The sequence below is a fragment of the Paracoccus sp. (in: a-proteobacteria) genome (assembly GCF_035556475.1).
Lineage (GTDB): Bacteria > Pseudomonadota > Alphaproteobacteria > Rhodobacterales > Rhodobacteraceae > Paracoccus.
This window is the reverse complement of the sequence record NZ_DATMFA010000100.1, coordinates 64,038-81,470: the sequence shown is the minus strand read 5'-3', so window position 1 is coordinate 81,470 and position 17,433 is coordinate 64,038. Positions and strand designations below refer to the sequence as shown.

The following is a 17,433-nucleotide window of genomic DNA, read 5'->3' as shown; positions in this document are numbered from 1 at the left end:
GTCGAGGCACGCCATGTCACGGACGACAAACGAATACCGCAGCGGCTGGATGTCGCTGCTGGCCAAGGCCCCGCCCGCGCGGCTGGCGGCGCTGGCTCCCGATCTTCCCGCGCATCAGGTGCTGCGCGCCCCGGAGATCGGCGCGATCATGCTGGAGGGCCGCATCGGCGGCACTGGCGGGCGCTTCAACCTGGGCGAGATGACGGTGACCCGCTGCTCGGTCCGCATCGGGGAAACGGTGGGCCATGCCTGCGTGCAGGGCCGCGACAAGGACCATGCGCGCCGCGCCGCGGTGCTGGACGCGCTGATGCAGGGCGAGGCCGCCACGCGAGTCGAGGCCGACATTCTGACCCCCCTGCGCGAGGAGGCGCAGGCCCTTCGCAATGCCCGCGCCGAAAAGGCCGCCGCCACCCGGGTCGAGTTCTTTACCATGATGCGCGGAGAAGACTGATGAACCAGCTTTCCGGCGGCTTTGCCGACCTTGCCCGCGACAGCGCCCATGCCTTCCGTAGGGTGATGGAGGCGATGGCCCGCCCCGGCTCCATCGTCACCGTAAGCGGTGCGGAAGCGCCCGGCATCTCCGTTGCCGCGGCCACGGTTCTGCTGACCCTGACCGACACCACCACCCCCCTGCATCTGGCGGGGGCCTTGGATACCGAGAGCCTGCGTCACTGGATCGCTTTCCACAGCGGCGCACCCATGGTCGCGCCCGATGCTGCGGCCTTTGCGCTCGGCACCTGGGAGGATCTGCAGCCCGTCACCCGGTTCCCGATGGGCGAGCCGTCCTATCCCGACCGTTCCGCCACCCTGATCGTCGAGGTCGCGCGGCTGACCAATGACGGCCCGCGCCTGACCGGCCCCGGAATCAGGGACGAAGCGCGTCTTTCGCTGCCGGAAACGGCCGCCTTCCAGGCAAATCGGGCGCTGTTCCCGCTGGGTTTCGACACGATCCTGACCTGCGGCAACCAGCTTGCCGCTCTGCCCCGCACCACCATCGTGGAGGATGTCTGATGTATGTCGCCGTAAAGGGGGGCGAACGCGCCATCGACGCCGCACATGCCTGGCTGGCCGAGGAACGCCGCGGCGACACCTCGATCGCCGAGCTGACCGTGCCTCAGATCCGTGAACAGCTGTCGCTTGCGGTGGACCGCGTGATGGCCGAGGGCTCGCTCTATGATCCCGACCTTGCCGCGCTGGCGATCAAGCAGGCGCGGGGCGACCTGATCGAGGCCGTGTTCCTGATCCGCGCCTATCGCACGACGCTGCCGCGCTTCGGCTCGTCCCTGCCGATGGATGCGGGAGCCATGGCGGTCGACCGCCGCGTCTCGGCAACCTTCAAGGATCTGCCCGGCGGGCAGGTGCTCGGACCGACCTTCGACTATACCCATCGCCTCCTCGACTTCGCCCTTCTGGCCGAAGGGGAGGTTCCCGTCGCACCCACCGCGCCCGCGCTGGATGAAGCTGTGGGGCATGTAACCGCGCTTCTCGATCGCGACGGGCTGATCGAACCCGAGACGCCCAGCGACGCCACGCCCACCGACCTGACGCGCACGCCGCTGGAACTGCCCGCCGACCGGGCGCTGAGGCTGCAATCTCTGGCGCGCGCGGACGAGGGCTTCACCCTGTCGCTGGCCTATTCGACGCAGCGCGGATACGGCCGCACCCATGCCTTTGTCGGTGAATTGCGCATCGGCAAGGTCGCGGTCGCGGTCGAATTGCCCGAGCTGGGCTTTGCCGTCGAGATCGGCGAAGTCGAGCTGACCGAATGCGAGACGGTCAACCAGTTCAAGGGGTCAAAGACCGAACCTCCGCAATTCACCCGCGGCTATGGGCTGGTGATGGGGCAAAGCGAACGCAAGGCCATCTCGATGAGCCTGGTCGACCGTGCCCTGCGCTGGGAGGAACTGGGCGAGGATTTCGTCGGCGCTCCGGCGCAGGATCAGGAATTCGTCCTGTCCCATTGTGACAACGTGCAGGCCACCGGGTTCCTCGAACATATCAAGCTGCCTCATTACGTCGATTTTCAGGCCGAACTGGAACTGGTGCGCCGGTTGCGGGCCGAGGCCATGGCCGCAAACCCCATGCAGGAGGCCGCGGAATGAACCTCATCGCCGGCAAGGCCGCCGTGACCGAAAGGGAACTGCCATGAGCGATTACAACTTCGCCTATCTGGACGAACAGACCAAGCGGATGATCCGCCGCGCGCTTTTGAAGGCGCTGGCGGTCCCCGGATATCAGGTTCCCTTCGCCAGCCGGGAAATGCCGATGCCCTATGGCTGGGGCACCGGCGGTGTGCAGGTGACGGCCGCCTGCCTGACCCCGGATGACCGGCTGAAGGTCATCGACCAGGGCGCGGATGACACCACCAATGCCGTGTCGATCCGCCGCTTCTTCCAGCGCACGGCCGGAATCGAAGTGACCGAACGCACGGCCGAGGCGACCGTCATCCAGACCCGCCACCGCATTCCCGAACACCCGCTGACCGAGGGGCAGATCCTCGTCTATCAGGTTCCGATCCCCGAACCCCTGCGCTTCCTCGAACCGCGCGAGACGGAAACCCGCAAGATGCACGAGCTTGAGGAATACGGCCTCATGCATGTCAAGCTTTACGAAGACATTGCCCGGCATGGCGAGATCGCGACCAGCTACGCCTATCCGGTGAAGGTCGAGGGGCGCTATGTCATGGACCCCTCGCCGATCCCGAAATTCGACAACCCGAAGCTGGCGGGCAACCCCGCGATCCAGCTGTTCGGCGCTGGCCGCGAAAGCCGCATCTATGCGCTGCCGCCCTATTCCGACGTGGTCAGCCTCGATTTCGAGGACCACCCCTTCACCGCTTCGAAGGCCGATCACCACTGCGACCTCTGCGGCGCGGCCGAGAGCTATCTGGACGAGGTCATCACCGATGACCACGGCAGCCGCATGTTCGTCTGCTCGGATACGGATTTCTGCAATGGACGGCAGGCCGAGGGGCATCGCGGCCGGCTGGCCCCCGCGAAGGAGGTGGCGTGATGGACGGCGCGAACATGGCATTGCCGCTGTTGCAGGTGCAGGGCCTGACCAAGCGATACGGTCCCCGGATCGGCTGCGAGGAGGTCGGCTTCGATCTGTGGCCGGGCGAGGTGCTGGGCATCGTCGGCGAAAGCGGCTCGGGCAAGTCGACGCTGCTGTCCTGCCTTGCCGGAATGCAGGCACCCGACGAGGGCGCGATTCTCTGGGACGGCCGCAACGTCCTTGATTTCTCCGAGGCCGAGCGTCGCCGCCTGCTGCGCGGCGATTGGGCCTATGTCCACCAGCACCCGCGCGACGGGCTGCGCATGGGCGTCAGCGCGGGCGGCAATGTGGGCGAACGGCTGATGGCCGTGGGGGCGCGCAATTACAGCGCGATCCGCGGGGCCGCGATCGACTGGCTTGGCCGGGTCGAGATCGGGCCGGACCGGATCGACGACCGCCCCTCGGCCTTTTCGGGCGGGATGCAGCAACGCCTGCAGATCGCGCGCAATCTGGTCACGGGCCCTCGGCTCGTCTTCATGGACGAGCCGACCGGCGGTCTGGATGTCAGCGTGCAGGCGCGGCTGCTGGATCTGCTGCGCGGCCTCGTGCGGGATCTCGGGCTGTCGGTGGTGATCGTCACCCACGACCTCGCCGTGGTCCGGCTGCTGGCGGATCGCCTGATGGTGATGAAGGGCGGGCGCGTGGTCGAGACCGGCCTGACCGATCAGGTTCTGGACGATCCGCAGCATGCCTATACGCAGCTTCTCGTCTCCTCTGTCCTGCAGGTGTAAGCCATGATCCATATCGAAAACCTGTCGAAAACCTTCACCCTGCACAATCAGGGCGGCACGGTATTGCAGGTCATGGCCGGGGCGACCCTGCATGTCGCGGCCGGGGAATGCGTGGGACTGACCGGACGCTCTGGCTCGGGTAAATCCACGCTGATGCGGATGATCCACGGCAACTACCTTGCCGCCTCCGGGTCGCTTGTCGTGGCGGGGCTGGACATCGTGACCGCGCAGCCGCGCCAGATCGTCGCGCTGCGCCGCGATACGCTGGGCTATGTCAGCCAGTTCCTGCGCGTCGTTCCCCGCGTGCCGACCATCGAGGTCGTGGCCGAACCCCTGCTGCGACTTGGCACGCCCGTCCCCGAGGCGCGCGAGCGCGCGGCCAGCCTTCTCGACCGGCTGAACATTCCCGAACGCCTCTGGGGCCTATCGCCCACGACCTTCTCGGGCGGAGAGCAGCAGCGCGTGAACATCGCCCGCGGCTTTGCCCATGCCTTCCCCGTGATGCTGCTGGACGAGCCGACGGCCAGCCTCGACGCCACCAACCGCGAGGTGGTGCTGACGCTGATCCAGGAGGCCAAGGCCCGTGGCGCTGCGATTCTGGGCATCTTCCACGACGAGGCGGCGCGCGACCGGCTCTGCGACCGGTTGGTCGACGTGACGCAATTCACCCCGGGACAGGCCGCATGACGCGGCTTGTCGCAGTCGTCGGGCCCTCGGGCGCGGGCAAGGACACGCTGATGGCGATGGCTGGCCGCGCCTGCCCCGACATCCGAACCGCCCGCCGCGTCATCACCCGTCCCACCGAAGCGGGCGGCGAGGATTTCGATGGCGTGACCGAGGCCGAGTTCGCGCGCCGCCTCGATCAGGGTGATTTCGCGCTGCATTGGCGCGCGCATGGCTTGGGCTACGGCATCCCGTCCGACCAGCTTTCCGGGTCGGGCACGGTCCTGCTCAACCTCTCCCGCGCGGTGCTGGCGCAGGCGATGGCGCGCTATCCCTCGCTTGTCGTGGTGCTGGTGACCGCCCCCGCCCCGATCCTTGCCGCGCGGCTAGCGGCGCGGGGACGCGAGGATGCGAGGGACCAGGCCTCGCGCCTTGAGCGGGCGAGCTTCGGCCTGCCCGCCGCCCTTCCCTTCCGCGAGGTCGTCAATGACGGCACCGCCGAGGAGGGGCTGGCGCGCTTCCTGCAGGCGCTTCAACCGGTCGGGGTCTAGGCGATGCGGCAACCGGAACAAGTCACCCTCATCGACGGCAAGGCGCGCGCGAGGGATGGCGAATGCCTCGACCCGCCGCTGTCACACCGGTGTGACACGCGGATGGCAATGGGCCCGGTCACGGACCGGACAGCAAGACAGGACTGACAGATGACCGAGACCACCCTTTCCAACGCCATGCTGGTCCTGCCCGACCGGGTCATGCGCGGCCAGATCCACCTTGCCGACGGTCGCATCGCCGAGCTGGTCGAGGGCACGGCCGTTCCCCCCGGCGCCATCGATTGCGGCGGCGATCTGGTTCTGCCGGGACTTGTCGAGTTGCACACCGACAATCTCGAGCGCCACCTTCAGCCCCGCCCGAAGGTGGAATGGCCCCATCAGGCCGCCATCGTCGCCCATGACGCCGAGCTTGCCTCGACGGGCATCACCACGGTTTTCGATGCCTTGCGGGTCGGTTCGGTCTTTACCAACACGAATGCGGGTTATGGCGAATACGCGCGGGCGCTGGCGTCCGAGATCCTCGACCTGCGGGGGCGGGGGGCGCTGCGGATCAGCCATTTCCTGCATCTGCGCGCCGAGATCTGCTCCGAAACGCTGGTCGAGGAGATGGCCAAGTTCGGTCCCGACGACCGCATCGGCATCGTGAGCCTGATGGATCACACGCCGGGCCAGCGGCAATTCCGCGACATCGACAAGCTTCGCGACTATGTCATGGGCAAACGCGGGCTGTCGGATGCCGAATTCGACGCCCATGTCGAAAGCCAGCAGGCCCTGAGCGAGCGGCTTGGCAGCCTGCACGAGACGACCGCCGTGGCCGAGGCGCGGCGCTATGGCGCGGTTCTGGCCAGCCATGACGACACGACCGCGGATCAGGTGGCCGTATCGGGCCTGCATGGCGTCCGCCTTGCCGAATTCCCGACCACCGCAGAGGCCGCGCAGGCCTGCCGCGACCGGGGGATAGCCGTGATGATGGGCGGGCCGAACCTGATCCGCGGCGGATCGCATTCGGGCAATGTCGCGGCGCATGAGCTGGCCGAAGCCGGCCTGCTCGATATCCTGTCCTCCGACTATGTGCCCTCGTCGCTGCTGACGGCGGGGCTGATGCTGGGGGATCTGTGGGATGACTTGCCGCGCGGAATAGCCACCGTCACCTCGGCCCCGGCACGGGCTGCGGGGCTGACGGATCGTGGTCAGCTCGCCCTGGGCGCGCGGGCCGATGTCATCCGCGTGGCGCGCTCGGGAAAGGCGAATATCCTGCGCGGCGTCTGGGTGCAGGGCGCGCGCGTCGCCTGAGAGGGGCGCCGGATTCCGGGGCGCCTTGGCGAAAGACGGCCCCGCATTCCTTCGGATGCGGGACCGGATGCCGTGTCAGAATGAGAAATCCATCTGACCCGTATTCGCCTTGGTCCCGATCGCCGCTTGCTCATGTGCCAGCAGCCAGCGTTTACGCTCGATCCCGCCGCCATAGCCCGTCAATGCGCCGCTTTTGCCGATCACGCGATGACAGGGCACGAAAAGGTTGATCGGGTTCAGGCCATTGGCAAGACCGACCGCCCGCGCCGCCGTCGGTTGCCCGAGCATGGTGGCAAGCTCTCCATAGCTCCGGGTCTCGCCCGGCGGGATGCTGCGCAAGGCAGTCCAGACCTGTTTCTGAAACGGAGTTCCGCCGCCATCCACAGCAATGGCGTCGAGGGCAGCAAGATCACCGGCAAGATAGGCCTCAAGGGCTATGCGGACCGGATGCCCCGCCGCGGCGCGCGTAAAGCCGAACCCATCCCCGAAGCGCCGCTTCAGCAGGCGGGACAGGCGGGCCTCGACAGGTCCGAAATCAAGGGCGACAAGCATCCCGTCGCGCGTGACTAAATGGAGCGGGTCGAGCGGCGTGCCAGTCTCGAAGTGATGCAGGACGAATTGCTGTGTCATGGTGAGGCCCGTTCAGAAACTGCCCGAAGGTCAGGAGATGCGGATCTCCACCCCCTGACGGCGCTGCGTCTTCGCTTCTGGCAACACGAGGAGATGGGCGCAATCCCCTGTCTGCTGCGGGGCTTCACCCCTCTGGGTAAAGCAGGGTGAAGGCCGCGCGCACTCCCCAGCCGTCTGCTCCGCCCTCGGGCGCATCGGCCCAATAGCGCGCCCCGATCTGGAAGCTGACGGGCTGCTTGCCAAGTTTCGTCACCTTCGAGACGAAGATATTGATCGGCACGCTCCACTCCTCGGCCTTCCAGTCATAGCTGCTTTCGGTATTCAGCCCGAAAGTCCATGCCGTCGGCGAGGTATAGGTCAGGAATGGTTGCAGGAAGGTCGAGCTGATATCGGAGCGATCATCCTCGCCCGCGACCGACCAGATGTGGTTCGCCATTGCGCCATAGGTCCAGCCCTCGCTTTGCTTCAGCACGACCGCCGTAGGGCCAAGGCCCCATTTCTCGCTGCCCAGCAATTCGTCGGTGGCGGTCGGAAGCAGAAAGATCGGCCCGACGCCCCAGATAATGCCACTCGGCCCCGGCGTTTTCGGCGAGAAGAAGAAGCTGGCCTCGATATCGCCCAGACCCGATTGGCTGCCTGATTCGCCCGCGACATCCTTCTGCCAGACCAGCGGCACGATCGTGCGCGATATGACCTCCCAGTTGCTGTTGAGCGAAATCGGAATGACGGGTTGAATGTTCAACACCGTCTTTTCGCCATCATTGGGCCCGAAACCGCTGTCATGGTTCAGCTGCAATGGCACGCTGATCAGAGAGGCGACAGGGTTTGACAGTTGTTTGGCCAGGTCGGCATCCGCCGCCCATGCCGGATTGCCAGCGACAAGGAATGCCGTGGCGGAAAGGCAAGTTATTCTGCTGATCATCCGGTTCCTCGTCGTCGCATCTGAATCTCCGCCTTCAGGCGGTGCAACTTACGATCCGAATTGTTTCACAGTGATCCCGCTGTTCCAAAATGAAATCGGACGGTCCTCTGAACATGATTGGCCGACCCTTGCTTTTCTGAAACAGCCAGGCGCGTGTCCTGATTTCGGGCCGAGAGGCATTGGCAAGGAATTGCTTTGCCCTCCGCTTTGCAGGGGCCGGATCTGACCTAACCCTGTGGCTTTGGGATCGCGCCGCCACCCAGTCTGCCCGACATGTGGAAGACGTCGACGGGGCAGGCGTCGATGCAATTCCCGCAATTCTGGCAATCGCCGGACAGGATCAGGGGGCTGCCCTTGCCCTTCAGCGCCGGGACGATGACATGCGGCTCGGGGCAGATGTTGAAGCAGGCCCCGCAATCGGTGCAGGCGTCGCGCCCTGCGGCCGAGACGCGCAGGACCGAAGCCCGCCCGATCACGCCATAGAACGCCCCGACCGGGCAAAGATGGCTGCACCACGCCCGACGGGACACGAAAAGGTCGAGGAGGAACACCGCGAGGATGATCGCCCAGCCCAGCCCGATCCCGGTGATGAAGGCGCGCTGAAGCAGGCTGACGGGGTTCACGAACTCCCACGCGACCGTCCCCGTCACCGCCGAGGCCAGCAGCGTTCCCCCGAGGATCGCCAGCCGCGTGCGGCGGTCCAGCTTGCGGTCGCGGGTCAGGCCGGTCTTTTCGCGCAGCCAGAAGGCGGTGTCGGTCACGACATTGACCGGGCAGACCCAGCCGCAATAGGCCCGGCCTCCGACCAGCAGATAGCCAAGCGCGACGATGATCGCCCCCGTCACCACCGGCAGGGCCGGAGAGGTGCCCCCGAAGATGCCCTGCAGCAGGATATAGGGATCGGCCAGCGTCACCACGCCCGCGATCCGGCTGGCGCCGAAATTCCCGCGCGCGATCCAGATCCCCGCCAGCGGGCCCAGCATGAACAGCCCTAGCACCGAGATCTGGCAGAGCCGCCGCAGCAGCCACCATTTATGCGACCTGAGCAGGCCGCGCGCCGCGACGCTTTGCCGGCGGTTATCCGAGATCAGCCGCCCGATCATGTCTCGCGCCCCGCCCGGTTGCGGCCGTCGCCGCCAAGACCCAGATCGCGCGGCAGCACCCGAATCGAGGCATGTCCGGTCACGCAATGCTTCTCGCAGGTGCCGCAGCCGGTGCAATGGCTGGAATGGACGGTCGGGACCATGATGCGCCGCCCGTTGAACTCGCCCGGCTCAAGCGAGATTGCGTCGCCCCGGATCGGACAGACGCGGACGCAGATGCTGCAATTCATGCCCTTGTAGTTCAGGCAGTCCTCATGCCCGACCAGAACGGCGACGCCCATATCCGCATCCCGGATCGAGGGGATCTCGCGGTCCAGCGCCCCGGTCGGGCAGGCCCGCGCGCAGGGCACGTCGCGGCACATATAGCAAGGCGTCTCGCGCGGGGTGAAAAAGGGCGTGCCGACCGGGGCCTCCTCGCCCCATTCCGCCAGCGACAGGGTGTGATAGGGGCAGGCCTCGACGCAGAGCCCGCAGCGCACGCAGGCGGCAAGGAAGTCATCCTCGGGCAGCGCGCCGGGCGGGCGGATGGCGCGGGCATCGGCGCGGTCGGTGGATTCGATCAGCGCGACAAGGGAAAACCCGCCCAGACAGACCGCGCCGGTGCCCCGCGCGATCTCGGTCATGGCAGTGCGGCGGTTCATCTTGCGCTTGCTGGATGCCATCCCCTTCCCCCTTCGCGTTGCGGTTCGTTCACTTCCCTTCCGCGGCAGCGGCCGCGCGTTTCTGTTCGGCCAGAAGCGGTTCATAGCGGCGGTCGGTCAGCGTCTCGAGAAAGGCGACCAGCGCATCGACCCGCGCATCGTTCAGCGCCAGCCCCGATTTCAACTCGGGCAGGGAGAGGTTCTCCTCGACCTCGGGCGCGCCCCAGTCCTCGCCGGTTTCGGGGTTGATCTGCGCTTCGGGCAGGCGGCTGGTATATTTGTTGTAGAATACCACGGCCGTCCGCAGGTCGGAAAACGCGCCGTTATGCATATAGGGGCCGGTCACGGCCACGTTGCGCAGCGTCGGAACCTTCATGCGCCCGTCCTGCGCCGGATCCTCGATCCCCGGCCGGTCCCGCAGGCCAAGGTCGCGATGCCCCTGCCCCAACCCGTTCGCCTGACGCGCCGCGGCGTTGACCGGAATGCCGATATTGTGGAACTCGAAGCTGGAGAAGGTCTCGCGCTCGACAATGCCCTGTTTTTGCAACTGGTGGCACAAGCGGCAGTTCCAGGTGATGAAGACGGTATGGCCGAACTCCTCCTGCGCGGTCAGCTTCACCTCGCCGCGCAGATAGCGGTCATATTTGGAATCGAAGGGCAGGAAATCCGGGCCGCGCTGATAGGCGGCAAGGGCCTCGGCCGCATGGTCAAAGGCGGCGTCCACATCATCGAGCGCGCCCGGCCCGAAGAGCGCGGCGAAACCTTCGACATAGCCTTTGTCGGCGCGCAGGCGCTCGACGACGGCGATCTTGTCGGGCATCCCCATTTCGGCCGGGTTCAGCATCGGCTGGCCCGCCTGATCGGCAAGATCGTCGGCGCGCCCGTCCCAGAACTGGCCGCCCTTGTATCGGCCCTTGTCGTCCAGATGGAAGTTCGGACTCAGCGCAGCATAGCTGAGCGTGGGCGTATTGCGGTCGCCATAGGACTGCCCGTCATCGCCCAGCGAGACAGCGCGCCCCGCCGCGCCCTCACGCGGGTCGGTAAAGGCATGGTCGGGGTCGTGGCAGGTCGCGCAGGACTGCGTGCCCTCGCGCGAAAGCCCGGTGTCATGGAACAGCCTTTGCCCAAGCGCGGCCAGCCCGGCCGGTTCGGACAGCGGCTCCTGCCGGCCCGCGGCAGCACCGACGACGACCGCGCCGGTCAGCGGGATTGCGAAAAACAGCAGCGGAAGCAGGCGGAGGCGCGGCATGACTCAGGCCCCGGCGGCGCCCTGGGGCGCGCGGGCTTCCACGCGCCGGGCGCGAAGCTCGGCGAGGATCAGGCGATGCGCGGCCAGATCGGCAAGATTCGCCAGCAGCGCCAGCCGTCTTTGCCCAGCAAGATCGTCCAGCATCGGGGCCAGCACCCCGCCCGGCCCGACCAGCCGGTCGTGATGCGGGCGCAGATGGGCGAGGAGCGCGCCAAGATCCATGCCCTCCAGTGCCTCGGGACCGGCAAGGGCGCCGGAATGGATCAGCATATCCTGCGTCACCCGGAAGCCCGCCGCATCGGCGCGCGCGAGCGCAGGATGACTGGCGGCGAGATGCAGGACCGCAAAGGCGGCCAGCAGGCGGCTTGCGGCATCGGGCGCATTGCGCGCGCGCTGGAAAAGTTCGACCACCGGGGCAAGATCGGCCGGAACCGGCGCCAGCGGGATATGATCCGCCCGCATGGCGCTGGGGCGAAAGGGCGTGCAGCGCCAGCGCGCACCATGCGCAGGATCGGCGATGCGCCAGCCAGCAATCGCCATGCCGCGCCCGATCTCGGCCAGCCAGCGCAGCAACCGGCGCTGGACATCGCCATGCGCCCGCGCCAGCGCCTCTTCATGGGACGCGGCCTCCAGCCGATAGATGACCTCGGCCAGCTTGCCCGCCTCGTTGCCGTGAAAGCTGACACGGGCGCCCGGCAGGTCCGGCCCGGCCGAAAGCTCGGTCGGGGCGCCGTCGACGGAAATATCCGCCTCCCAGATCTGGGTGACGGGATTTCTCAGGAAGAAGCCGACCAGAAACTCGCGCCCGGCCGCATCGGCAAGCGACTGCCTGACCGTCTCGGGCGGGCTTTCCGCCTTGAGCGAGGCGCGGATGTCATAGGGGATCCACATGGCCGGCTCCTGCCTTTGCTGGGTTACTCGACGATCACCTTGCCGCGCATGAAGGGATGGGGCGTGCAGGTATAGTCGTAGGTTCCAGCCTCATCGAACGTGATCGCGAAGGCCTCGCCCTTTTTCAGCATCGCGCCCTTGAAGGCGTCCTCGCCCACCACGCCCTTCTTGAAGGCGACGTTATGGGGCATGGCTTCCTGGTTCACCCAGACGACGGTATCGCCGGCCTTCACCGTGACCTCGGGCGTGTCGTATTTCATCTTGTTGATATGGACGACCACGACAGCCTCGGGGGCGTCGGCCTCGGCCACCGGCTTTTCGTTCGGCACCGAAATCTTGTCGGCGGCAAAGGCACCGGTCGCGGTCAGCGCGCTCAACATGAGGGCGGCAAGAAGGGACCGGGGTTTCATGGGGACGTTCATCGAATGCTCCTGTCGGGGGGTGGACCCGGACGCGGGATTGGCCGCGCCCGGTCCGGTGTCAGCTGGCTTTGCCGACGATGGGAGAAATGGTGCAGTGATAGGTCATGGCGTCATCCTCGGCCCCGAAGCACCAGATGATGTCATTGGCAAATTCGGGGCGATAGACCGGCAGTTCGCCCTCGGTATTGAGGCAGGCGCAGCGCCCCGAGACGTTCTGGCCGCAGCAATCGCGATAGGCGATCAGATAGCTTTGCCCGTCGGTCGGGTTGTAGCAGCTTGCCACCCACGAGGCCGAGGCCAGCTTGGTGCCCGGCGGGCAGTTGGTCAGCGAGCCGCCCGAGCAGTCGCAGATATTGCCGTCGATCGAGCAGTGCCGCCAATAGTCGCAGGCCTGCACGTCATTGTCCTGCGGCACGAATTTCGCCCGCGGATCGGCGCCCTCGGGCGCGCCCGCCGCATTGGCGCGGCTGACGCGGCCGCGCCGGTCCACCGGCAGCAGCGGCACGATCGCCGCCCCCATCAGGACCGTGCCGAGCCTGCCGATGGCGCCCCGGCGGCTGGTGCGTCCCGCCACGCGGCGCGACATCTTCTCGACCATGTTGTCGAAACTGAAATTCCCCAGCATCGTTTATCCTCCCTCTGCTTGGGGTTGAGGCCGGACGGCCGGGTCAGGCCGCGTTCTTCTTGCGGCTGGTCATGAACTGCTGAAGCGAGGCGAAGCCGGTCTTGTCGGCCTCCAGCAGGCTTTCCAGATGTTCGCGGGTGTTGGTCAGGCCCTTGGCGCGGATCACGCCCTCGCTGTCCAGAAGCACGCCATAGGGGATCTTCCCGACCTGGAAGGCCATGCCGATCTCGGCCGAGACGACATAGCGGATCTGGCCAAGGTCATGGGTTTCGAGGAAGCGGGCATGTTCCTCGGGCGCGCCGTCGCTGATCATCACGACGCCGATCTTCTCGGCCCGCGCGATCGACTTGATGATCGGGAACAGCTTGTCGCAGACCGGACAGGTTGGCGCGGTGAACATCAGCAGCGTCGGGCGTCCATCGGCCGAGCCACCGCCGATCCGCGCGCTGCGTCCGAAATAGTCCGGCAGCTCGAATTCCGGGGCCTTGTCGCCGATATCGGGGCCATGATCGGTGATCATCGCCCCCATGGGCGAGGAGCGCTCATGCAGCAGGCCCACCTGCCGCATCAGGCCGAGCATCACCAGGACAAGGCCGAGGACAGCGACCCAGAGCAGGATGTTCGAAGCAATAAGGAAAGTCATGTCAGCGGCCTTTCATCGAGAGAGCCCGGTTGTTCATGGCGACAAGGCCGCCAAGCATTTCTGCGCCAAGGTAAAGCAGGGTCAGGGACAGCCCGGCGACCAGTCCCAGGGCGACCTCGCCCGGACCCGCCGCCCGCCCCGTCGCGAGCAGTGCGCCCGCGCCAAGAGCCAGCGCGGTCAGGACCACGTTGCGCCCCACGGTCGCCCAGCTGATGCGCTGCTTCATCCCGTTGCGAAAGCAGCCGCAATCAATCTGGCTGCGGCCGCGCAGCACGTTGATGGCAATGGCCAGTCCGAAAACTGCCAGCAGCCCCGCCGCGACCAGCGCCGCCGGACGGGCCAGCGGGCCGATCATCAGGCTGGCCGCGACGGCAAGCTCGACCACCGGCAGAACCATCGCGACGGGACGGGCCAGCGCATCGGGCAGCAGACGAAAGTTGCGGACGACGCCGTGAAACTCGTCAATGGCTGTCAGCTTCGAGAGGGCGGCGCTGGCGAACAGCACCGCAAGGAAGCTGCGCAGCGTCCATGCCACCACGGGTTCCTGCACGATCTCCAGCATGTCAGGACCCCATGTCATGGGTGGTCAGGATCTGCGGGCCACGGCCCAGATGCGTCACGTTGCGCAGCTCCTTGCCCGAGGCGGCGTCAAGGATATGCAGGGTCTGCGTGCCGGCCGAGAGGGCGTAGAGCAGCGGCTCGGCATCCTGGCTCACGTTGATCGAGTCGATCTCGTGGCCCAGTTCGAACTTGCTGATCCGCTCGCCCGTGGCGGCGTTCAGCACGATCACGAAGCGGCTTGCCGTCTTGTGGCGCCATTGGTCGCGCTGGTCGACCAGCAGGAAGATGCGGTCCGAGGCGCGGTGATAGGCCGTCTGCTGCCAGCCGCCCGGACGCCAGTTATCGGCGCGCTCCGCCTCGGTCAGGGCCTCGATCGGCTCGCGGAAGCTCGCCTTTTCGCCGGTCAGATCGACCTGGAAGATCTTGCCGGTATAGGTCGGCCAGACCAGCCGGCCCGCCCGCATCGAATAGGCGGGGTGGTTGATCAGCAGCTCATCCTCGCCGTGGAAGACCTCGGTATTCGTGATCTTGGGTTCCGCGCCCGAGATGTCCACGCGCGCCAGGCTGCCATCGCGGCAGTTCATGTAGAAGACGTCCGGAGTGGCCGGGAAGATGTGATAGCAGTCGGGCACATCGACCATGCGGTCGAACTTCTTCCCCTCCAGATCGACGATGCCGACCGCCGGCGCGGGCGAGAACTGATAGAAGAGCAGCTTCTTCTTGTCCGGCGTCAGCGCGTTCATCCACTGATAGGTGCCGACCAGAAAACGCGCGTCCTGCGGCAGCTCAATATCCGCGGTAGGCTCAAAGGTTTCGGGGTCGAAGACCTCGACGTAATCGGTCCGGGTGCCGCGCGCGATGCGTGAAAAGACCGTGCTGGCCTGGGCGATGAAGGATCCGTCCTCGGCCGCCAGAGGCTGGGGTAGGAAGCCGCCATCCGTCATGCCAACGACCCGGCCGGTCTCCCCGTCAATGGCGAATTGCTGGGTGATCGCGGCGAAATGCGCAGGATCCTGGACATAGACGCGGCGGTCGTCCGGCTTTGGCGCGTTCAGCACGATGGGCTCGTCCGCCTCGCCGGCGGCAAGCTGGCGCGCGGCCTCGGCGGCGTCGCGCTGGCCCTGGGTCTGGGCCGCCGCATCTTGTGCCGCGGCCGCGCCGATCGCCATGGCCGAAGCCATCGCGCAGGCGCCGGCAAGGGTCAGGTATCTGGGAATGGGTCTGCTGCTGGAAACCATGGTATCCTCCCTGTGATGGCTCCCGGGCCCCGGCGACGGATCGCGGGCCGAGTGTGAAGATTTCGGTAGGGGTCGGGGTCCGTCAGGCCAGCGCGAGTACCGCGAAGGCTGCACCAAGCGCCGTCAGGATCGCCCCGTCGAGGATCGCCGCGCGTTCCTGATTGCGGCCGAGCCATGCCTGGATCTGGTAATCCGTGACCGGGAACAGGTTCACCGCGACCGGCAGATAGCGGCCGAGGTTGAAGACGGCGATGATCGCGATGGCGGCGGCAAGATTGCCGGTCAGGATCGCGGCGGCGGTCATCATGTAAAGCAGCGGCGTCTGCACATAGGTCAGGTAATCCAGCCCCAGCGACAACCCGTAAAGGCCGCCGACCACCCATTTCGGGAAACGCTGGCGCGCGTCATGGGGCACCTGCGCCCGGCGCTGCGGATAGGGAACGCGCAGGAAGTCCAGCTGATGTGCGCCGTAGACCAGCCCGATCAGCGCGAGAACCGCCAGCCCGAAGCCGGTCGAGAAGCCGTGGAACCCCGCCAGCGCCCCGATTGCGCCCAGAAGCGTCCCGAGGATCAGCGCGCCCGCGGCATAGCCCAGCCCGTGCATGGCGAATGTCGGGAGCCAGTCCCGAACCGCGCGCATCCCCCGCCCCGTCGGTCGCAAAAGCGAGATCGACGAATAGCCGCAGGGCGACCAGGTCGAGAGCAAGCCGCCCGCGAAGGCGGCACCCAGAACGACGCTCCACAGCATGGCCCCGTCCGGCTGGGTCTTCAGAGCAATCCCGCCCAATCCGCCGGCGATCAGGCTGCCGCCCAAACAGGCAACTCGCCCTATGCGCGAAAAACTGGCCGGAAAGACGGTGCAATCCTGCACGCCGACAGTCTCACCTTGAGAAACTGAAGTCACCTCACGCCTCCTCTCGTTCGGTAGCTTCGAGAAATCACCCCTGCGATATGCCCTCGTTAACCCCATAAAAACGGCAATTTCTCATTCAGACGAAACCTGCTCCCGGTTGCAGCGGGGTGGAACCCGGAATTTCGGCAGGAGGGGCTGCAAAAATGCAGGAGAGCGATTTCGGGTGTTGGAGTGCCAAGCAATCGCTGGGGATTTTGTCGGGGGCCTGAAGGAAATACCTGCCCTGAAAATAGTCAGGAAAAGTCGTTCTTTGGTGGTAGAGGTGCTGATTCTTCCCGCATCGCGAACAGGGTCGGCAGCCAGGCGGACAGCTCGCGGGCCGCCGGATCGTCGCGCAGATAGGGTTGCGACAGCAGCCAGATATCGCGCGTGCCCGTGATCGGCGTGACCGACAGATCGGGCCGCGCCGCAAGCGTGCTCGCCATCATCTCGGGCAAGACGCCAATGGCGCGGCCGCTGGTCAGGATCGCGCGGATCAGGTTCAGGTCCGAGGTCTCGACCCTCGGGTTCCGGTTGCCGACCGTGTCCAACATCTCGGCCATCTCGGGCATGTCGATCAGCGACTCGGGATAGGCGACCAGCAGCGGCTCGTCCGGCGCAGCCGCGGCGGGCCCTACCAGCACGAAATTGATCTGCCCGATCCGCCGCATCAGGAACGAACCCTGCTTGGGGCGCCCCAGCCGCAGGGCGAAATCCGCCTCCCAGCGCGACATGTCGACATTCTGGTCCGAGGTGTCGATGGTCAGGGACAGCTCGGGCAGCGCGGCAAGAAGCTGCGGCAATTGCGGGGCCAGCCAATGCTCGGCGATGGCGGCGATGGTGGCCAGGCGAAAGCGGCGCTGCATGTGATCGTGGCCGCGCAGGGTGTGCCGGATCTCGTCCGCAGATGCCTCCATCTCGCGCAGGTTGCGCATGATCGCGGCACAGGCCTGGGTCGGACGGCGCATCCCGTCCACCGCATCGAAGAGGGTCAGCCCCATCTCGGTTTCCAGCCGGCTGACGCGCCGGCCGACGGTGGTTTCGTTGATCTGCAGGATGCGCCCGGCGCGCGTGAACGAGCCGGTCTTGCAGACGGCGGAAACGATCCTGAAATCATCCCAGTTCATTCGCGCTGCCTCTTCTTGCCTCCGGCTGCGGGCCACAAGGGCGGTCCGGTGAAAGCAGCGCCGTGGATAGACCAGCGGGAGGGGCCGGGCAAGCCGATCTCACGGGTGACGGCGCCGAACTGCCGGGGGGAATCGCGGGCCTTGCCCGGGCGTCCCCCCGAAGCGCCCGCCTGCTCATGCGCGGCGCTCCTCCTCGA

22 protein-coding genes are annotated in these 17,433 nt (G+C 66.6%); 9 read left to right on the top strand and 13 right to left on the bottom strand.

Annotated elements, in window-relative coordinates; genetic code table 11:
• The first annotated feature begins 13 nt into the window (after positions 1-13).
• The 8 genes from phnG (at position 14) to VNQ78_RS13575 (ending at position 6,292) form a co-directional block, all read left to right on the top strand.
• Positions 14-451 (top strand): phosphonate C-P lyase system protein PhnG, encoded by a 438-nt coding sequence (phnG, locus tag VNQ78_RS13610; protein WP_325690635.1) that lies wholly within the window; start codon positions 14-16, stop codon positions 449-451.
• Positions 451-1,011 carry a phosphonate C-P lyase system protein PhnH gene (gene phnH / locus VNQ78_RS13605; RefSeq protein WP_325690633.1) on the top strand — a complete coding sequence of 187 codons (561 nt, stop codon included), beginning with the start codon at positions 451-453 and terminating at the stop codon, positions 1,009-1,011. Before phnG ends, phnH begins: the two co-directional genes overlap by 1 nt.
• The gene (locus tag VNQ78_RS13600) at positions 1,011-2,102 is read left to right on the top strand and encodes a carbon-phosphorus lyase complex subunit PhnI (protein WP_325690631.1); all 1,092 of its coding nucleotides are present in this window, start codon (positions 1,011-1,013) and stop codon (positions 2,100-2,102) included. Before phnH ends, VNQ78_RS13600 begins: the two co-directional genes overlap by 1 nt.
• Before the next feature lie 43 nt (positions 2,103-2,145).
• Positions 2,146-3,012, top strand: a complete 867-nt coding sequence (locus VNQ78_RS13595) for an alpha-D-ribose 1-methylphosphonate 5-phosphate C-P-lyase PhnJ (RefSeq protein ID WP_325690629.1) — start codon at positions 2,146-2,148, stop codon at positions 3,010-3,012.
• Positions 3,012-3,785 carry a phosphonate C-P lyase system protein PhnK gene (gene phnK / locus VNQ78_RS13590; protein ID WP_325690627.1) on the top strand — a complete coding sequence of 258 codons (774 nt, stop codon included), beginning with the start codon at positions 3,012-3,014 and terminating at the stop codon, positions 3,783-3,785. Before VNQ78_RS13595 ends, phnK begins: the two co-directional genes overlap by 1 nt.
• 3 nt (positions 3,786-3,788) lie before the next feature.
• Complete coding sequence (gene phnL, locus VNQ78_RS13585) at positions 3,789-4,472, top strand: phosphonate C-P lyase system protein PhnL (RefSeq protein ID WP_325690625.1); 684 nt, start codon at positions 3,789-3,791, stop codon at positions 4,470-4,472.
• Positions 4,469-4,999, top strand: a complete 531-nt coding sequence (gene phnN / locus VNQ78_RS13580) for a phosphonate metabolism protein/1,5-bisphosphokinase (PRPP-forming) PhnN (RefSeq protein WP_325690622.1) — start codon at positions 4,469-4,471, stop codon at positions 4,997-4,999. The genes phnL and phnN overlap by 4 nt, the downstream gene beginning before the upstream one ends.
• A gap of 150 nt (positions 5,000-5,149) precedes the next feature.
• Positions 5,150-6,292, top strand: a complete 1,143-nt coding sequence (locus VNQ78_RS13575; protein WP_325690620.1) for an alpha-D-ribose 1-methylphosphonate 5-triphosphate diphosphatase — start codon at positions 5,150-5,152, stop codon at positions 6,290-6,292.
• 75 nt (positions 6,293-6,367) lie between these two features.
• On the opposite strand, the gene VNQ78_RS13570 is transcribed toward VNQ78_RS13575, so the two are convergent.
• Together VNQ78_RS13570 and VNQ78_RS13565 are read right to left on the bottom strand one after the other, a co-directional pair.
• On the bottom strand, positions 6,368-6,922 hold the full coding sequence (locus VNQ78_RS13570) for a methylated-DNA--[protein]-cysteine S-methyltransferase (protein WP_325690618.1): 555 nt from the start codon (positions 6,920-6,922) through the stop codon (positions 6,368-6,370).
• 124 nt (positions 6,923-7,046) lie between these two features.
• Positions 7,047-7,664: a transporter gene (locus VNQ78_RS13565; RefSeq protein WP_325690616.1), complete on the bottom strand. Its 618-nt coding sequence runs from the start codon at positions 7,662-7,664 to the stop codon at positions 7,047-7,049.
• Between VNQ78_RS13565 and VNQ78_RS13560 the strand changes: the two genes are divergently transcribed.
• Positions 7,657-8,070 carry a hypothetical protein gene (locus tag VNQ78_RS13560; protein ID WP_325690614.1) on the top strand — a complete coding sequence of 138 codons (414 nt, stop codon included), beginning with the start codon at positions 7,657-7,659 and terminating at the stop codon, positions 8,068-8,070. The two genes, VNQ78_RS13565 and VNQ78_RS13560, sit on opposite strands and share 8 nt — an antisense overlap.
• Position 8,071: 1 nt before the next feature.
• Here VNQ78_RS13560 and napH read toward each other — a convergent pair whose 3' ends face one another.
• The 11 genes from napH to VNQ78_RS13505 form a co-directional block, all read right to left on the bottom strand.
• Positions 8,072-8,947: a quinol dehydrogenase ferredoxin subunit NapH gene (gene napH / locus VNQ78_RS13555; RefSeq protein WP_325690612.1), complete on the bottom strand. Its 876-nt coding sequence runs from the start codon at positions 8,945-8,947 to the stop codon at positions 8,072-8,074.
• Positions 8,944-9,609: a ferredoxin-type protein NapG gene (gene napG, locus VNQ78_RS13550; protein WP_325690610.1), complete on the bottom strand. Its 666-nt coding sequence runs from the start codon at positions 9,607-9,609 to the stop codon at positions 8,944-8,946. Before napG ends, napH begins: the two co-directional genes overlap by 4 nt.
• Before the next feature lie 28 nt (positions 9,610-9,637).
• The gene (locus tag VNQ78_RS13545; protein ID WP_325690608.1) at positions 9,638-10,837 is read right to left on the bottom strand and encodes a cytochrome-c peroxidase; all 1,200 of its coding nucleotides are present in this window, start codon (positions 10,835-10,837) and stop codon (positions 9,638-9,640) included.
• Between the two features lie 3 nt (positions 10,838-10,840).
• The gene (mauJ, locus tag VNQ78_RS13540) at positions 10,841-11,728 is read right to left on the bottom strand and encodes a methylamine utilization protein MauJ (RefSeq protein WP_325690606.1); all 888 of its coding nucleotides are present in this window, start codon (positions 11,726-11,728) and stop codon (positions 10,841-10,843) included.
• Positions 11,729-11,751: 23 nt separating this feature from the next.
• Positions 11,752-12,150, bottom strand: coding sequence for an amicyanin (locus VNQ78_RS13535; RefSeq protein WP_325690604.1), 399 nt, complete (start codon positions 12,148-12,150; stop codon positions 11,752-11,754).
• A gap of 58 nt (positions 12,151-12,208) precedes the next feature.
• Positions 12,209-12,775 (bottom strand): methylamine dehydrogenase (amicyanin) small subunit, encoded by a 567-nt coding sequence (gene mauA, locus VNQ78_RS13530; protein WP_325690602.1) that lies wholly within the window; start codon positions 12,773-12,775, stop codon positions 12,209-12,211.
• Between the two features lie 43 nt (positions 12,776-12,818).
• Positions 12,819-13,418, bottom strand: a complete 600-nt coding sequence (mauD, locus tag VNQ78_RS13525; RefSeq protein WP_325690600.1) for a methylamine dehydrogenase accessory protein MauD — start codon at positions 13,416-13,418, stop codon at positions 12,819-12,821.
• A 1-nt stretch (position 13,419) separates the two neighbouring features.
• Complete coding sequence (locus VNQ78_RS13520) at positions 13,420-13,980, bottom strand: MauE/DoxX family redox-associated membrane protein (RefSeq protein ID WP_325690598.1); 561 nt, start codon at positions 13,978-13,980, stop codon at positions 13,420-13,422.
• A gap of 1 nt (position 13,981) precedes the next feature.
• Positions 13,982-15,217 carry a methylamine dehydrogenase (amicyanin) large subunit gene (gene mauB, locus VNQ78_RS13515; RefSeq protein ID WP_325690596.1) on the bottom strand — a complete coding sequence of 412 codons (1,236 nt, stop codon included), beginning with the start codon at positions 15,215-15,217 and terminating at the stop codon, positions 13,982-13,984.
• Between the two features lie 82 nt (positions 15,218-15,299).
• On the bottom strand, positions 15,300-15,965 hold the full coding sequence (locus tag VNQ78_RS13510; RefSeq protein ID WP_325690594.1) for a methylamine utilization protein MauF: 666 nt from the start codon (positions 15,963-15,965) through the stop codon (positions 15,300-15,302).
• Between the two features lie 398 nt (positions 15,966-16,363).
• Complete coding sequence (locus VNQ78_RS13505) at positions 16,364-17,236, bottom strand: LysR family transcriptional regulator (protein WP_325690592.1); 873 nt, start codon at positions 17,234-17,236, stop codon at positions 16,364-16,366.
• Between the last annotated feature and the right edge of the window lie 197 nt (positions 17,237-17,433).

What these genes read in the sequence shown, in the direction of transcription:
- phnG (WP_325690635.1), top strand. Translation starts at nt 14, where the DNA reads ATGTCACGGACGACAAACGAATACCGCAGCGGCTGGATGTCGCTGCTG.
- phnH (WP_325690633.1), top strand. Translation starts at nt 451, where the DNA reads ATGAACCAGCTTTCCGGCGGCTTTGCCGACCTTGCCCGCGACAGCGCC.
- VNQ78_RS13600 (WP_325690631.1), top strand. Translation starts at nt 1,011, where the DNA reads ATGTATGTCGCCGTAAAGGGGGGCGAACGCGCCATCGACGCCGCACAT.
- VNQ78_RS13595 (WP_325690629.1), top strand. Translation starts at nt 2,146, where the DNA reads ATGAGCGATTACAACTTCGCCTATCTGGACGAACAGACCAAGCGGATG.
- phnK (WP_325690627.1), top strand. Translation starts at nt 3,012, where the DNA reads ATGGACGGCGCGAACATGGCATTGCCGCTGTTGCAGGTGCAGGGCCTG.
- phnL (WP_325690625.1), top strand. Translation starts at nt 3,789, where the DNA reads ATGATCCATATCGAAAACCTGTCGAAAACCTTCACCCTGCACAATCAG.
- phnN (WP_325690622.1), top strand. Translation starts at nt 4,469, where the DNA reads ATGACGCGGCTTGTCGCAGTCGTCGGGCCCTCGGGCGCGGGCAAGGAC.
- VNQ78_RS13575 (WP_325690620.1), top strand. Translation starts at nt 5,150, where the DNA reads ATGACCGAGACCACCCTTTCCAACGCCATGCTGGTCCTGCCCGACCGG.
- VNQ78_RS13570 (WP_325690618.1), bottom strand. Translation starts at nt 6,922, where the DNA reads ATGACACAGCAATTCGTCCTGCATCACTTCGAGACTGGCACGCCGCTC.
- VNQ78_RS13560 (WP_325690614.1), top strand. Translation starts at nt 7,657, where the DNA reads ATGTTCAACACCGTCTTTTCGCCATCATTGGGCCCGAAACCGCTGTCA.
- napH (WP_325690612.1), bottom strand. Translation starts at nt 8,947, where the DNA reads ATGATCGGGCGGCTGATCTCGGATAACCGCCGGCAAAGCGTCGCGGCG.
- napG (WP_325690610.1), bottom strand. Translation starts at nt 9,609, where the DNA reads ATGGCATCCAGCAAGCGCAAGATGAACCGCCGCACTGCCATGACCGAG.
- VNQ78_RS13545 (WP_325690608.1), bottom strand. Translation starts at nt 10,837, where the DNA reads ATGCCGCGCCTCCGCCTGCTTCCGCTGCTGTTTTTCGCAATCCCGCTG.
- mauJ (WP_325690606.1), bottom strand. Translation starts at nt 11,728, where the DNA reads ATGTGGATCCCCTATGACATCCGCGCCTCGCTCAAGGCGGAAAGCCCG.
- VNQ78_RS13535 (WP_325690604.1), bottom strand. Translation starts at nt 12,150, where the DNA reads ATGAACGTCCCCATGAAACCCCGGTCCCTTCTTGCCGCCCTCATGTTG.
- mauA (WP_325690602.1), bottom strand. Translation starts at nt 12,775, where the DNA reads ATGCTGGGGAATTTCAGTTTCGACAACATGGTCGAGAAGATGTCGCGC.
- mauD (WP_325690600.1), bottom strand. Translation starts at nt 13,418, where the DNA reads ATGACTTTCCTTATTGCTTCGAACATCCTGCTCTGGGTCGCTGTCCTC.
- VNQ78_RS13520 (WP_325690598.1), bottom strand. Translation starts at nt 13,980, where the DNA reads ATGCTGGAGATCGTGCAGGAACCCGTGGTGGCATGGACGCTGCGCAGC.
- mauB (WP_325690596.1), bottom strand. Translation starts at nt 15,217, where the DNA reads ATGGTTTCCAGCAGCAGACCCATTCCCAGATACCTGACCCTTGCCGGC.
- VNQ78_RS13510 (WP_325690594.1), bottom strand. Translation starts at nt 15,965, where the DNA reads ATGCTGTGGAGCGTCGTTCTGGGTGCCGCCTTCGCGGGCGGCTTGCTC.
- VNQ78_RS13505 (WP_325690592.1), bottom strand. Translation starts at nt 17,236, where the DNA reads ATGAACTGGGATGATTTCAGGATCGTTTCCGCCGTCTGCAAGACCGGC.